Source organism: Cognatundibacterium griseum, assembly GCF_014284195.1.
GTDB classification, from domain to species: domain Bacteria; phylum Pseudomonadota; class Gammaproteobacteria; order Burkholderiales; family Burkholderiaceae_D; genus Undibacterium; species Undibacterium griseum.
In genome coordinates this window covers 82,510-96,823 of record NZ_JACOGC010000004.1, presented here as the reverse complement: position 1 = coordinate 96,823, position 14,314 = coordinate 82,510, and the positions used below count along the sequence as shown (strand labels likewise).

At 53.2% G+C, this 14,314-nt stretch carries 15 protein-coding genes; 4 read left to right on the top strand and 11 right to left on the bottom strand.

Going from position 1 to position 14,314, the window contains the following annotated elements:
• Positions 1-46 precede the first annotated feature (46 nt).
• The 5 genes from H8K27_RS10920 to H8K27_RS10900 all read right to left on the bottom strand — a co-directional run bounded on the left by H8K27_RS10920 (position 47) and on the right by H8K27_RS10900 (position 2,850).
• Positions 47-265 carry a hypothetical protein gene (locus tag H8K27_RS10920; RefSeq protein ID WP_186863212.1) on the bottom strand — a complete coding sequence of 73 codons (219 nt, stop codon included), beginning with the start codon at positions 263-265 and terminating at the stop codon, positions 47-49.
• A gap of 47 nt (positions 266-312) precedes the next feature.
• Positions 313-603, bottom strand: a complete 291-nt coding sequence (locus H8K27_RS10915; protein WP_186863480.1) for a hypothetical protein — start codon at positions 601-603, stop codon at positions 313-315.
• 211 nt (positions 604-814) lie between these two features.
• Positions 815-1,126 carry a hypothetical protein gene (locus tag H8K27_RS10910; RefSeq protein ID WP_186863211.1) on the bottom strand — a complete coding sequence of 104 codons (312 nt, stop codon included), beginning with the start codon at positions 1,124-1,126 and terminating at the stop codon, positions 815-817.
• 8 nt (positions 1,127-1,134) lie between these two features.
• Positions 1,135-2,523, bottom strand: coding sequence for a replication initiation factor domain-containing protein (locus tag H8K27_RS10905; protein ID WP_186863210.1), 1,389 nt, complete (start codon positions 2,521-2,523; stop codon positions 1,135-1,137).
• 3 nt (positions 2,524-2,526) lie between these two features.
• Positions 2,527-2,850: a helix-turn-helix transcriptional regulator gene (locus H8K27_RS10900; RefSeq protein ID WP_186863209.1), complete on the bottom strand. Its 324-nt coding sequence runs from the start codon at positions 2,848-2,850 to the stop codon at positions 2,527-2,529.
• A gap of 100 nt (positions 2,851-2,950) precedes the next feature.
• On the opposite strand from H8K27_RS10900, the gene H8K27_RS10895 reads away from it, so the two are divergent.
• Entirely contained in the window at positions 2,951-3,604 is a 654-nt protein-coding gene (locus H8K27_RS10895; RefSeq protein ID WP_186863208.1) for a hypothetical protein, read from the top strand.
• Between the two features lie 39 nt (positions 3,605-3,643).
• Here H8K27_RS10895 and H8K27_RS10890 read toward each other — a convergent pair whose 3' ends face one another.
• The 3 genes from H8K27_RS10890 to H8K27_RS10880 all read right to left on the bottom strand — a co-directional run bounded on the left by H8K27_RS10890 (position 3,644) and on the right by H8K27_RS10880 (position 7,572).
• On the bottom strand, positions 3,644-4,822 hold the full coding sequence (locus tag H8K27_RS10890) for a tyrosine-type recombinase/integrase (RefSeq protein WP_186863207.1): 1,179 nt from the start codon (positions 4,820-4,822) through the stop codon (positions 3,644-3,646).
• Positions 4,823-5,061: 239 nt separating this feature from the next.
• Positions 5,062-6,153 carry a redox-regulated ATPase YchF gene (gene ychF / locus H8K27_RS10885; RefSeq protein WP_186863206.1) on the bottom strand — a complete coding sequence of 364 codons (1,092 nt, stop codon included), beginning with the start codon at positions 6,151-6,153 and terminating at the stop codon, positions 5,062-5,064.
• 24 nt (positions 6,154-6,177) lie between these two features.
• The gene (locus H8K27_RS10880) at positions 6,178-7,572 is read right to left on the bottom strand and encodes an MATE family efflux transporter (protein ID WP_186863205.1); all 1,395 of its coding nucleotides are present in this window, start codon (positions 7,570-7,572) and stop codon (positions 6,178-6,180) included.
• Between the two features lie 343 nt (positions 7,573-7,915).
• Between H8K27_RS10880 and H8K27_RS10875 the strand changes: the two genes are divergently transcribed.
• From H8K27_RS10875 to H8K27_RS10865, 3 genes are read left to right on the top strand one after another with little or no spacing between them, the layout of a single operon-like run.
• Positions 7,916-8,830: an SPFH domain-containing protein gene (locus H8K27_RS10875; RefSeq protein WP_186863204.1), complete on the top strand. Its 915-nt coding sequence runs from the start codon at positions 7,916-7,918 to the stop codon at positions 8,828-8,830.
• Between the two features lie 14 nt (positions 8,831-8,844).
• Positions 8,845-9,300 carry a hypothetical protein gene (locus H8K27_RS10870; RefSeq protein WP_186863203.1) on the top strand — a complete coding sequence of 152 codons (456 nt, stop codon included), beginning with the start codon at positions 8,845-8,847 and terminating at the stop codon, positions 9,298-9,300.
• Between the two features lie 9 nt (positions 9,301-9,309).
• A complete protein-coding gene (locus H8K27_RS10865) occupies positions 9,310-9,513 on the top strand; it encodes a type II toxin-antitoxin system antitoxin (protein ID WP_186863202.1) in 204 nt (67 codons plus the stop codon).
• 69 nt (positions 9,514-9,582) lie between these two features.
• Here the strand turns inward: H8K27_RS10865 and H8K27_RS10860 are convergent, their stop codons facing one another.
• From H8K27_RS10860 to uvrA, 3 genes are read right to left on the bottom strand one after another with little or no spacing between them, the layout of a single operon-like run.
• Entirely contained in the window at positions 9,583-10,686 is a 1,104-nt protein-coding gene (locus H8K27_RS10860) for a patatin-like phospholipase family protein (protein ID WP_186863201.1), read from the bottom strand.
• A 17-nt stretch (positions 10,687-10,703) separates the two neighbouring features.
• Complete coding sequence (gene pth / locus H8K27_RS10855; RefSeq protein WP_186863200.1) at positions 10,704-11,279, bottom strand: aminoacyl-tRNA hydrolase; 576 nt, start codon at positions 11,277-11,279, stop codon at positions 10,704-10,706.
• Positions 11,280-11,304: 25 nt separating this feature from the next.
• Entirely contained in the window at positions 11,305-14,172 is a 2,868-nt protein-coding gene (uvrA, locus tag H8K27_RS10850; protein ID WP_186863454.1) for an excinuclease ABC subunit UvrA, read from the bottom strand.
• Positions 14,173-14,314: the final 142 nt, after the last annotated feature.

Genomic DNA, 14,314 nt, shown 5'->3' with positions numbered 1-14,314 from the left:
GATAGGCGAAAAAAAAGGGGCGGCCACCCCCTTTTCTTATGCATGATTACTTGCCTTTGATCATGCCGAGAACGGTTTTTGCGCCTTTGATGGCGATATATACAGCGGCGAGCAAACCAGCGATTGCCAACGTTGCCGTAATTGTCGTACCGAAATCCACAACCGATGTCAGAGGTGTCAGGTCTGGACCACCTGCCGCCAATGCGGAACCGGAAACAGCGATCGCACCAACCAAAGCCAAACCACGTTGAACGTTTTTATTCATGTTGAAACTCCATATTTAAATTTCTGGGGAAGCGCCCAGCCGCATCATCAACCCCGACGAATCATGCCGAGAACTTGACCGATTCCGTGTGATACAAAATAGAGACCGACAACCATGCTGAATGCCAACGACCACAGGCCGGACGCATACGCATAGTCGAAATTCCCTAAAGCTGCATCGATATTGTTTTGCTGGCTGGGATCAAGCAGATAGGCCTGCACTCTGGTCGGAGCATAAATCTGACCACCTTGATCCGGGCACAAGCTACGTAAGGCCGGTGGTGGGTAATTTGTTGCCGGTGCACATACGATGACTGTCTGAACTGATCCGTTAGCCATAAATTCTGTTAATTAACGGCGTTGGAATACTCGTAAAACGAGGACACATTGAAGCCTTCCGTACAATGAAAATTCGCTGTTTCAACAGCCGACTCTTCATCATCAAAACGGCCAGCTTCATGCAGCCACTGCGTATATCCAACGTCACCAAACTGAGGACAAAGAAACAGCGCGCTCTCTCTGTCCTGAACAATGAAAACGCGCCGCATGATTAGGCCGCTTTCGGTTGTTTAACCATATCAACCGGCTTGAGTTCGGACAGCTGCATCTTTTGATTCTTGCCGCTGACAACGACCTCGACCGTGGCAGTTGCCATGAACGGAAATGGCAGGTGTTTGTACTTGTTGAATTCCTCAGCGAGGCCGAGGTTATATTCGGCAACGGAGCAACCTTTTGCATTGCCTTTGGAGTCGTCTAGCGGTGTTTCGACATACACTTTTGTGCTGTCGAATTCCATGCCGTTATCCATCTTGCCTTTGCTGGATTTCATGCCGAGGACTTTGAGTTCTGTTTGAAATTTCATGACTGCTCCTAATGGTGTGAGAATTGGCTATGCAAAGAACTGTCATCATCGGGATAGCCATAATCCGATGCAGTTAAAGCGAAGGGAACACACGATTCCAGCAAAGATTGCTTGTGGATTGGTGTCGGTGAAAATTCGTAATCAGGAAGGCGCATCCTTGCAGGACATTCATCCAGATCAGACTGCACCATGTCGAGAAATTCTTTATCGCCGTATATCTGACGTCCGTAGCGTATAAATTTTCCGTAGCTACGTTTCGTGTGTTTGGTTAAATGTTCTACGCCAACTTCAGCTAGTTTTTTAACTATCTCAGTGCGTTTGCCGGTTTTGTTCGGGCTGTACTGCTGCAACACGGGATAGGCCGCAACAAAATAGCTGGACGGGTCAATCAAAATTTCAAATGGAATCACTTTGTCGTGATTGCTGAACTGGACTTCCGCACGCATCCACGGACTATCAGGCGAACCGAGTTGTTTACCCTTTTGGTAACCGCGAAATAGCTGGCTGCTGCTTTTCGTTCCAGCATAGAATGTGAGTCCCTTGCCCATTGGATCTTGGTTTTTCCAAGGACCGTAATTTTGTGGTTCAGGCCGGTTACCATAGCGATCAAAACCGCCGTCTTCCCATGCGCGATCGAAGTCATAAACAGACAATTGCGAGCCGTCGAAATCGTCATGCGCTAAGTCCACACGGGTAATGCGCGGAGCAATGCAATCGCTGGAGGTCAGGAATTGATATAGCCGCAGTTCCCAACCTGCTTTCGCTGCTAAACAGCCTTGACCATTAATAGCAATCAGTATCGAATCACGTTGCTTGATGCCACCCATCGCAAAATGGCCATAGTTATCGCCTAACTCCCAAGCATGTAAGAAGAAGTCACGACCTTTATCGTATTTTTTTGTAATTCCGAATCCGAAAATTGCTTCAATATGCTTTGAAGCTTCCCTTGCTATTTCATCTTCTGTAAGCAATGAGCGAACAGTTTTATTGAAAATTGTATTTTCGTGCATCGTGACTCGCACAGTATCAATTACGCAGCATTCGCTCTCAGCAGGAATTCGAATCATCTGCATTACGACTTTGCCATCACGCATACAAAGCTGAATCGGTGAGTTTTTCGGTGCTTGAAACTCAGCTATCAATTCTTGATTTGGCTGCACGGAACTGATTTTTTGAGTTTTTTGAAAAACGTATGGAGCTTCATAAAGGTGCGCGTCTGCTTGTCTACGTTCCCCCGTGTTTACTGTGGGGGGGACATCAGAGACTTTTGCGCGCTCTTGATCTGGCGCTTCGCGGCGGCGCATCTGTCCGTCCTCGCGGCTGCCGCCGCTGCGGGCGGGCAGTTGCTTGCCGCGAATATGCATGGCGTCATGCGCCAGTTGCTTTATTTTGCTCATTACTTAGCTCCCTTCATGAGAAACGGAGCTAGGTTTCCGCGCATCCATTTTTTTACGAAGCCACTCATGAATTTCGTGTTCAACAAATCGAATGGTTTTGTTGTCGGAAAGAGAAACTGGAAGTGGAAATGTTGGATCGTTTTGACGAATTCGCCACAACGTTACGCGGGAGCAAGACAGGAGCCGACATATAGGAGCAACTTCCAGAATTTGTATGCGACAAATTGGCAAACTGGCAATTTCTGCAGCTGGCTCATCGGCAATTGGAGCATGGCTATAAGAAAATGACTTATTTAACAACTGGTCAAATTTTGGAATGTCACCCATAATTGATTCTCTCAACGCTAAGTAATATCAAATAACACTATAAGTAGTGCTAACTAGCACGAACAATAGATTTAATTGGAACTATTGTCAAGAGGATTTTATGGAAACGATTACTGAACGAGCAAAGATATTGATTGCCCATAAGACGACGGCAGCAAAAAGATTCAAAGAATTGGAAGACGCAACTGGAATAGCTAGCGGCACTTGGCGTACTTGGTGGAATAAAGACAGTCGGCCAAGCGGAGAGATGATTGAAGTATTGTGCGCTGCTTGGCCTGAATTTGCTTTTTGGCTTGCAACAGGTATTACTGACTCAGAGCATGGACATCACAGTCCGGCCACAGATGAAATAAAAGACAATTGGATACCGTTAGAAGATAAAAAACTGGAGTTGCGATACAGAACAAAAAAGAGGCTCCGTACTGCTGCCAGAGATTATTTTTTGGCACAGATAGCAATGCAACACCTACCCGCTTGGAATGAAATTCATGATAACGAACTTGAACGCGACAAACTACAGCTCGAGTTTTTGAATCTGCTTAGAGAAATAGATGTACTGAGGGAAATCAGAGATCAACAGGAGGCGACTCTTGCATCGCTTGAGCGTGAAGCAATCTCAAAAATGACTCAAGACCATGGTTTCGATGATTCCGCTCAAAGAGAAGCAAGCAAAAGGATGAACAAAGAAAATGCTTCGAAAAATGAGGTTTCGAAATATGTTGCACCACAGCCAGAAGACGATCTCCCAATTTAATTCTGCTGACCCACCTTTACGACCACACGCACAATGGAGTCAGGACGAATGTTCCTGGCTCCATTTATCAATAAGATCGGCCCACGTCTGCATCATTTCCGCCCGCTCAGCAAAATAAGTTGCATGGTTATACGTTCGCCGTACTGAATTGGGCTCTGCATGGGCCAGTTGAGCTTCAATAATATCTGCTCGATACCCCATTTCGTTTAGTCGGGTTGAGCCACTTGTCCGAGTTGCGTGTGGACTGAACTTTGTAGCCCAGCCCAATTTTTTTAAAGCGCCACGAAAAGAGGCGTATGACATACAACGCTTGCGATCATCACGATTTGGAAATACAAAATTCGTGTGGCCGGTAATCGGATGCATGGCTCTGAGAAGGTGTACGGCTTGAGTCGGAATGGGGAGAATATGTTCTCGCCTAGCCTTCATCCTCTCAGCCGGAATTTTCCAAGTTGCATTATCTAAATCCAATTCTGACCACCTGACGCCGACAACTTCATTGGGGCGTGCCAACGTGAGCCACATCAATTGGAATGCCTTTATCGTTTGAAAATTACCTCCGTGGGTATTGAAATCTGCCAGCAGCTTTCCTATTTCCTGAGATGAAAGCGCACTCTTATGTTGAGTCTTATTGGGAGGCAGCGCATTTCGAACCGGCCACACTGGATTTACATCAGCGCGCAAAGTCGACGCTGCCAAATCAAATATTGCAGACATAGTGCGTTTAGCTTCAGCCGCTACCGAAGGCGCTCCGCGTTTTAGCGTTTTATTGAGAATATCGAGAATGTGGGCAGACGTAATCTGCCGAACGGGTAATTTACCAATCGACGGAAACACTACGCGCTCCAACATATCAGTGCGCCGCACTTTAGTAATTTCAGCCCAATCTTTTATAGATATCCACTCTCTGGCAATGGCTTCAAACGTATTTAAATTATCCTGCTCGCGTTTAATTTGCTCCAGCTGCCGATTCTGAACTGGGCTTATGCCCTGCTTAACAAGTTTGCGTGCTTCAGCACATTTTTCGCGAGCTTCAGAAAGACCAACGGAAGGATAGTCGCCAAGTGCAAACAAAGATTCCTTGCCAGATAACTTAAAACGATAACGCCAAGCCTTTACGCCGTTTGGTTTGATCTCCAAATACAACCCCATAGAGTCATTCAAGCGATACAGAACATCTTTGGGTTTTGCATTTCTGCAGTGGGCATCAGTCAGCATGGAGGAAATTAATGAGAGAAATTTGAGGATTGAATTGCAATAACATTATACCCACCACTTTTAACTCAAATAAAATTTTGTACCCACTTTTGTACCCGCTTTTTTAATGAATGCAATTGAAATTAAATGAAACAACTGGAAACAAAAAAGCCGCGAAAATCGCGGCTCTCATAGGGGAATTTCAAGAGAATTTCTGGCGGCTGAAACAGATTGAATTCGCCTGAAACCTCTATCTGCAATTAGACGTTGAACAGGAAATTCAGCACGTCACCGTCTTTGACGATGTATTCCTTGCCTTCGGCGCGCATCTTACCGGCTTCTTTGGCGCCAGCTTCGCCTTTGTAGGCGATGAAGTCTTCAAATGCAATGGTCTGGGCGCGGATGAAGCCGCGTTCGAAATCGGTGTGGATCACGCCGGCCGCTTGCGGTGCGGTATCGCCGACGTGAATGGTCCAGGCACGGACTTCCTTGACGCCGGCGGTGAAGTAGGTTTGCAGGCCAAGCAGCTTGAAACCGGCGCGGATCAGGCGGTCGAGACCGGGTTCTTCCATGCCCATGTCCGCCAGGAAGTCTGCTTTGTCGGCATCATCCAGATCGGCGATTTCGGCTTCGATGGCTGCGCAGATCGAGACGATCGGTGCGTTTTGCGATTTGGCGAATTCGGTCAGCTGGTCGAGCAAAGGGTTATTGGTGAAGCCGTCGTCGGCCACGTTGGCGACATACATCGCCGGTTTGGCCGTGATCAGGCACAGTGGCTTGATCAGGGCCATTTCTTCGGCGTCGAGACCGAGTGCGCGTACCGGCTTGGCGTCGTTCAGCGCCGGCATGATGCGCTCCAGCAGCGCGACCAGTTTGGCGGCGTCTTTGTCGCCGGAACGGGCTTTTTTGTTTTCGCGGTGGATCGCTTTTTCCACGCTGCCCATGTCGGCCAGCGCCAGTTCGGTCTGGATGACTTCGATGTCGTCGAGCGGGCTGACTTTGCCGGCAACGTGGATCACATTATCGTCTTCAAAGCAGCGCACCACGTTGACGATGGCATCGGTTTCGCGGATGTGGGCGAGGAACTGGTTGCCGAGGCCCTCGCCTTTGGATGCGCCTGCCACCAGACCGGCGATATCCACAAATTCGACGATGGCGTTCTGGATGCGTTCCGGCTTGACGATTTCTGCCAGCTGTTTCAGGCGAGGATCGGGCACTTCCACCACGCCGACATTCGGCTCAATCGTGCAGAACGGATAGTTTTCTGCCGGAATGCCCGCTTTGGTCAGTGCATTGAACAGGGTGGATTTGCCGACGTTAGGCAGGCCGACGATGCCGCATTTGAGACTCATGATGTTTTGCCGATCAGGTTTGAATTAACCCGCTATTTTACCGGATTTGACCGCTATTCTGACCCGGTTCCCGCTGATGCGGTGCAAATAAGCGAGCAGCAGCGCCCCTGCAATCGTCAGGCCGATGACCAGCCCGGTCCAGAAACCTTGTGCCGCCATCGGCGTGGCGGGCTTCCACGGCATCCAGTCCGGCGCCAGCCCGAGTACCGAGCCCAGTGGCAGGGCGAAGCCATAAAACGCCATCAGGTGAATCAGCATGGGCGTACGCGTGACCTTGTAGCCACGTACTGCGCAGGATGCCGTGACCTGCGCTGCATCTGACAATTGAAACACGGCAGCGAAAATCAGCAGTTCTGCCGTCAGTTGCCGGACTTCGGCGTCCGAGGTGTAGGCGGCCGTGATCTGGTCGCGGAAAATCATGATCAGTGTGGCGGATATGACGGCAAACAGCAGAGAGATACTGACCCCGAGCCATGACACAAAGCGCGCTTTCTGGACATCACCTTCCCCCAGCGCTTGTCCGACGCGGGTAGTGAGGGCGATGCCGATGCTCATTGGCACCATGAATACCAGCGATGAAAAATTCAGCGCGATCTGGTTGGCCGAGACGGGCACCACGCCAAAGCGGGCGACCAGCAGCCCGACCGCGGAAAAGGCGGATACTTCGGCAAAATAGGTGATGCCGATCGGCAAGCCGAGCCGCAGCATGGAACGGATTTCCGGCCAGCTGGGCGCTTCCCGTTGCGTAAACGGGTCTGTGCGGCGGTAGACCGGAGCATGCCGGATCCAGAGCACCATGGCGCCTAGCATCAGCCACAGGCCGGTGCCAGTGGCGATGGCGCAGCCGGTTGCGCCGAGTGCCGGCAAGCCAAGGTGACCGTAGATCAGCAGCCAGTTAACCGTAATATTGAAGGCCAGCCCGCCCAGTGCAATCAGCATCACAGGCTTGGTCTGATTCAGGCTGGTGGTGTAGCCATACAGTGCGCGGTACATGGCAAAGGCGGGCAGGCCTATGCTGATCACATGCACAAAACGCGCGGCCTTGCGGTGGACTTCCGGCGCTAACTGCAGGTAATCAAATACCAGGGTCGAGGCATTCAGCACGAGGCAGGCAATCAGGCCTGTGCCCAGCCCCATCCACAGCGACTGGCGCATGATGTGAGGAACCCGCTGGAACGATTCGGCGCCGACTTCGTGGGCAATCACGGCATTCACTGCCATCATGATTCCCATCACACTGACCAGAACAATGGTCCAGAGCGAGGCGCCCAGCGCGACAGCAGCCAGTTCTTCAGCGCTCAGATGGCCGGTCATGGCGACATCTGAGACACCCATGCCAACAGTGGCCAGCTGGCCGATCAGAACCGGCCAGGCAATTTGCCAGAGCGCGGCAGCTTCAGTACGGATACGGGTTTTCATGTGACTCGGGATGATTGTTCTGGTTAATCGTGCTGTCCCGGCGGGACAAAGGACAGGCATCTTACCTGAACTCTGTGCGCTCAGCGATCAGTGCGGCGGTGTGCTGCCGTCCGATGCTTGCACAGCGTGCTTTGGTTTGGTCATCGCAGCGGGGAATTAGTTCACCGCTGCTGACACAGGATTGATGCGCGCTGTTTGAGGTTTAACCGTGTTTGAAAGAACAGTACTGGTTGACCGGCAGTTTAAAAAGATCGAAAAAAATAAAAATTCACCTTGAATTTATTTTTTAATTAACTAAAGTGATATCACTCTGATTTCATTGTGAAATCGTACAGGAGAATCCATGAGTGCATCAAATCAGTTGCAAAGTCAGAAAAAACCATTGCAGGAACACCGTATTCAGTCATCCGATGGCTACATCATGATTGCGCTTGTCTGTCTGCTGATAGCGGCGGGCATTTACTCTCTGGTCACGCTTCCGCCGGCAGAAGGCCTGGTTGCTATCGGCTGGCGGCTCGGGCTTCTGGTTGCCGGGTTGTTTGTTTTTAGTGGCTTATATATGTTGCAGCCGAATGAGGCGGCGTTATTGTCGCTGTTTGGCCAGTACAAGGGCACAGACCGCAGCGAAGGTTTGCGCTGGGTGAATCCGTTTTACAGCAAGCGCAAGCTGAGCCTGCGCGCCCGCACCTTAAACACCGCGCCGCTGAAGGTTAATGACAAACGCGGTAATCCGGTGGAGATCGGCGCCGCCATTGTCTGGCGGGTGCAGGACAGCGCATTGGCGATTTACAACGTCGATGATTTTGAGCGGTTTGTGAATGTGCAGGCCGAGGCTGCGTTGCGTCACCTGGCATCGCTGTATGCCTACGATGACGGCGAGGATCTGGCCGAAGGCGAGACCACCTTGCGCGCTGGCATGGACGTGGTGGCCAGCGCGATGCGTGCGGAATTGCATAATCGCTTCAGCGCCGCAGGAATTGACGTGGAAGATGCCAAACTGACGCATCTGGCGTATGCCGCTGAAATCGCGCAGGTCATGCTGCGCCGTCAGCAGGCAGAAGCCATCATCAGCGCCCGCAAGAAAATCGTCCAGGGCGCGGTCAGCATGGTGGAAGCTGCATTGCAGGGTCTGTCCGAGCGCCATATTGTGGAGCTGGACGATGAGCGCAAGGCGGCGATGGTCAGCAATCTGCTGGTCGTGCTGTGCTCCGACCGCGAAACCCAGCCTGTGGTCAATGCCGGCACCTTGTACAACTGAGCCAGGACGCAATCATGTCTTATCTTGTGTATGAAGAAAAACAGTGGAACTATCCTGTATTCGGCATTTTGCTGATCGCGATCTTCGGTATCTCGATGATGTTGCGGGAACGTTCGCCCGCCGTGTGGCTGGGACCGTCGATCATGAGTGCGGTCGCACTGTGTTTTGCCAATCTGACGACGACGCTGACGGCGGATCATCTGAGCTGGCATTTCATGCTGATCCGCTTGCCCGGCTGGCGGATCGCCTTGCGGGATATCGCCAGTGCCGAAGTCAGTCAGTCTGGCTGCCTGGAAGGCTGGGGTATCCGGCGTACCCGCAGCGGCATGTTGTATAACGTCAGCGGCACTGGCGCCATCCGCCTTTATCTCAAAAACGGTAAAACCCTGCGGCTGGGAACGCGCGACCCGCAACGCTGGATGGCTTATCTGCAGCCGCGGCTGGCAGATCTCCAGCGTTTACCGTCGTGAAAGTAGCGTATGGCAAGCCCGGGTAAAAAATCTTTTCCTTTGCGTATCGATCCGGTGTTGTGGAGCGAGATCGAGCGTCTGGCTGCGCAGGAATTACGCAGTGCCAATGCGCAGGTGGAATACCTGTTGCGGCAGGCGCTGAAGCAGCGCGGACGCTCTCTGCCGCTGCCCGTTCAGGAAGACATTCAAACGGAAAATGATCCACCTGAGTGAATCCGGTGCTGAACCGGTGCTGAACCGGTGCAATGCCTCCTGCGCCCGGCAGCAAGGCAGTAAAGTGCATCAGAAATTCAGGCCGCGCACCAGCCTCATATCGGGTCTGGCGATGAACGCCGCCAGGTCGTCCCGCATACGCCGGCTTTCTGCGATGGCGGTGCGCCATGCCTGAATCCGCTGCTGATGGCGGGTGCCGTAATGGAAAAAATCCTTGCGGTCAGGCAGTTTCCCGCGCGGCAGGCTGCGCACAAAGGCATCGGATGGGGCAATCATCACCAGATTATCGACCCAGTGCTTATCCCGCCCCAGTCCTGCACGGCGCCAGGGCAGCGCTTTATCCAGCCAGCCCGGCACGATCTGGCGGGTGAAGTGGGGATACAGTACCAGTTCCTTTGTGTTTTGCGTTTGCAGACGCGCATAAGGCAGCGCCAGATGATAGTCGATGATGCCGCCATCCCAGTATGTGCCGGCAGGTGTGTGAGGGATTGCGGTGACCGGTTCCATGATCAGCGGCAAGGTGCCGGACGCCAGCAGGGCGGGCGCCAGATTGTCTTTATCCAGCGCGCAGAAATGGGTGGTGAAACGGTCAAATGGGGTGTGCAGCCAGGGCAGCGTATCCCGCGCATCGCCGATAATCACCCGTTCCAGATGCCGCGCCAGACGTGCCCGCGAACGGAGATTGGAAAACGTGGCAGCTGCAAAGCCGGCTTTTGCCGCCAGCGTTGATTGCGGCGAAAACAGCAGGCCGCGTCCGCGGTTTGTCAGCAAATGCAGGCGGTGCTGCGGCTGATGGACGATTTCTTCTTCATACCCGCCGATAAAAGCTTGCAGCAATTGCCGGATTTTCTGCGAGACATCATGCGGGCCGGGGTTTTCCGGATATTGCTGTTCACAGTACAGATTACCCAGACGTTCAAACGCGGCCACCGGATCGGCGCAACTGGCGGCCGCCATACGCCATGCGCCGATGGAGGCACCCAGCAGGCTGCGTTCGCGTGGCGCAGAAGGCAGCCATTCACCGAACAGCCATTGATCTATCGCCTGCAGGATCAGGCCTTTCGGGCCGCCTGCCGCCGCCGGAATCACGGCAATATCCGCCGCCTGCAGACCGTGTTGCTGCACATGATGAAAAGCCGTTTTACCGGCAAAAATCTGAATCGAAGAGGGCATCGTCACTCCGGTACGGATTACTTCGCGCTGGTATGCAAACGCGTCATGGCTTCTGCAAATTCACCGGCGACCATCAGCGGCAATACATCCATGCTTTTGGCAATCGCTTCATCGATCAGCGGCTGTTCTTCCTTGCGCGGACGGTGCAGTACAAAATCTGCCACGCCCTGATTCAGATTCAGCGTGCGCGGATGACCGATGCCGATACGCAGCCGCCAGTAATCCTGGGTGCCGAGCGCAGCGGTGATGTCTTTGAGACCGTTATGGCCGCCAGACGAGCCACCCTTCTTGAGTTTGGCGACGCCGGGCAGCATGTCCAGTTCGTCGTGTACCACCAGTATCTGATCTGGCGTGATTTTATAAAAGCGGCAGATCGCACCGACCGACTGACCGGAACGGTTCATGAAAGTCTGCGGTTCCAGCAACCAGACTTCCTCGCCGGCGATCCGGGTTTTTCCGACCAGCGCATTAAAATTTTTGTCGCGCTGCAGGCTGACCGGAAACTGGTCAACCAGCCAGAAACCCGCATTGTGGCGGGTTTGTTCATATTCCGGCCCCGGATTACCAAGGCCGACAATCAGACGGATAGACATACCAATTTTACAGAAGAGAAAAGTTTTATTTTTTACGCTTTTTCAGCAGTGGCAACAGGTATTTGCCGGTGACGCTGTCAGGGTTTGAGGCCACTTGTTCGGGGGTGCCGGTCGCGATAATTCTGCCACCACCTGCACCGCCTTCCGGCCCCAGATCAATCAGCCAGTCGGCAGTCTTGATCACATCCAGATTGTGTTCAATGATGACCAGCGTATTGCCCTGATCGCGCAGACGGTGTATCACCTTCAGCAGCAGCGCGATATCGTGGAAGTGCAGGCCGGTGGTCGGCTCATCCAGAATATACAGGGTACGGCCGGTATCGCGTTTCGATAATTCCAGCGACAGCTTCACGCGCTGCGCCTCACCACCGGACAGCGTGGTGGCGCTTTGACCGAGGCGGATATAGCCAAGCCCGACATCCAGCAGCGTCTGCAGCTTACGGGCAATCACCGGCACCGGCTTGAAGAATTCGTGGGCATCCTCGACCGTCATTTCCAGCACTTCGTGGATATTCTTGCCCTTGTACTGGACTTCCAGCGTTTCGCGGTTATAGCGTTTGCCGTGACAGACATCGCAGGGTACATACACATCCGGCAGGAAATGCATTTCGACCTTGATCACACCATCGCCCTGACAGGCTTCGCAGCGGCCGCCCTTGACGTTGAACGAAAAACGGCCAGCGCTGTAGCCGCGTTCTTTGGCAGTCGGTACGGTAGAAAACAGATCGCGGATAGGGGTGAATAAGCCGGTATAGGTGGCAGGGTTAGAGCGTGGCGTGCGGCCTATCGGTGCCTGATCGACCGAAATGACTTTATCGAAATGTTCGAGTCCGCTGACGTGGTCAAATGGCGCTGGTTCCGTCTGCGAGCCATACAGATGGCGCGCCGCGACATGGTAGAGCGTGTCATTGACCAGTGTGGATTTGCCCGAGCCGGACACGCCGGTCACGCAGGTCAGCAAACCGACCGGCAGCGTCATGTCCTGATTTTTCAGATTGTTGCCACGGGCTCCCGCGATCAGTAATTGTTTGTCGGGATCGGTCGCGGTACGTTTGGCGGGAACGCTGATTTCCAGTTCGCCGCTCAGATATTTGGCAGTCAGCGAGCGTGGATTTTGCAGGATATCGTCCAGCGCGCCCTGTGCGATCACCTCGCCGCCGTGCACGCCGGCGCCGAGCCCCATGTCGACCACGAAGTCGGCGCAACGGATCGCATCTTCGTCATGCTCGACCACCAGCACGCTGTTACCGATATCGCGCAAATGCTTGAGTGTGTCGATCAGGCGGTCGTTATCGCGCTGGTGCAGACCGATCGACGGTTCATCCAGCACGTACATGACACCGGTCAGGCCCGAGCCGATTTGAGAAGCGAGCCGGATACGCTGCGCCTCGCCGCCGGACAGGGTATCGGCACTGCGTTCCAGCGACAGGTAATCGAGCCCGACGTTATTGAGGAAGGTCAGGCGAGCCGTGATTTCCTTGATGATGCGGTCCGCAATGTCGCGTTTGGCACCGTGCAGCTGCAGGTGCTCGAAGAAATGCAGGGTATCGCGCAAAGGCATGGCGCTGATATCGAAAATAGCTTTTTCCTGCTTACCGGTGCCGACCTTGACGTAACGTGCTTCGATGCGCAGCCGCGCGCCATGGCAGGACGGGCATTGTTTTTCGTTGATGAATTTCGCCAGTTCTTCTTTCACCGCCATCGAATCCGTTTCACGGTAGCGGCGCTGCAGATTCGTCACCACACCTTCAAACGCATGCTCCTTGATCACGGTGCGTCCTTTTTCGTTGATGTACGTGAACGGGATTTGCTGTTTGCCCGAGCCATACAGAATGACTTGCTGCGCCGATTCCGGTAATTGCTCGAATGGGGTATCAATATCGAATTCGTAGAACGCCGCCAGATTCGACAGCATCTGGAAGTAGAACTGATTGCGGCGGTCCCAGCCTTTGACTGCGCCACTGGCCAGTGACAAATTAGGGAAAGCGACGATCCGTTTCGGATCAAAGAATTCGATATGGCCGAGCCCGTCGCATTCCGGGCAGGCGCCCATCGGGTTATTGAATGAAAACAGGCGCGGCTCCAGTTCCTGCAGTGAATAGCCGCAGGTCGGGCAGGCAAATTTATTCGAAAACAGGTGTTCATGCCCGCTGTCCATATTCACCACCAGTGCACGGCCATTGGCGATGCGCAGGCAGGTTTCGAAGGATTCCGCCAGACGTTGTTTGATGTCTTCACGCACTTTGACGCGATCCACCACGACGTCGATCGAATGTTTCTCGGTTTTTTTCAGCTTGGGCAGATCATCGACTTCCACAATTTTCGCTTCATGCGTGCCGCTCTGAACCCGGAAGCGTACAAAGCCCTGTGCCTGCATCTGTTCAAACAGGTCCACATGCTCCCCTTTGCGATTCGACACCACGGGCGCCAGGATCATCAGTTTGCTGTCTTCCGGCATAGCCAGTACGGCATCCACCATTTGCGACACCGACTGCGCTGCCAGCGGGTTTTCCGGATGATCTGGGCAATACGGCGTGCCCACCCTTGCGTACAGCAGACGCAGGTAATCGTGGATTTCAGTGACCGTGCCGACGGTGGAGCGTGGATTATGCGAGGTGGCCTTCTGCTCGATCGAGATCGCTGGTGAGAGTCCCTCAATCAGATCGACATCGGGTTTTTCCATGAGTTGCAGGAACTGGCGTGCATACGCTGATAAGGACTCGACGTAACGGCGCTGCCCTTCGGCATACAAGGTGTCAAACGCCAGCGAGGATTTACCCGAACCGGACAAACCGGTAATCACCACCAGCTTGTTGCGCGGCAGGTCGAGATTGATGTTCTTCAGATTATGGGTCCGTGCTCCCCTGACGCGGATCAGCTCGCGTTTCTGCATGAGCGCGATGTCATCGGCGTCGAATTCGATTTCGGCGGGTTTAGGGGCTTTTGCAGCTTTTGATCGTGTCGTCATGGTATTTGAGCTCAATTTTGGCAGAGGCAAGCAACCTGCTACTATAACGGGTTTTTGAAATTTACCG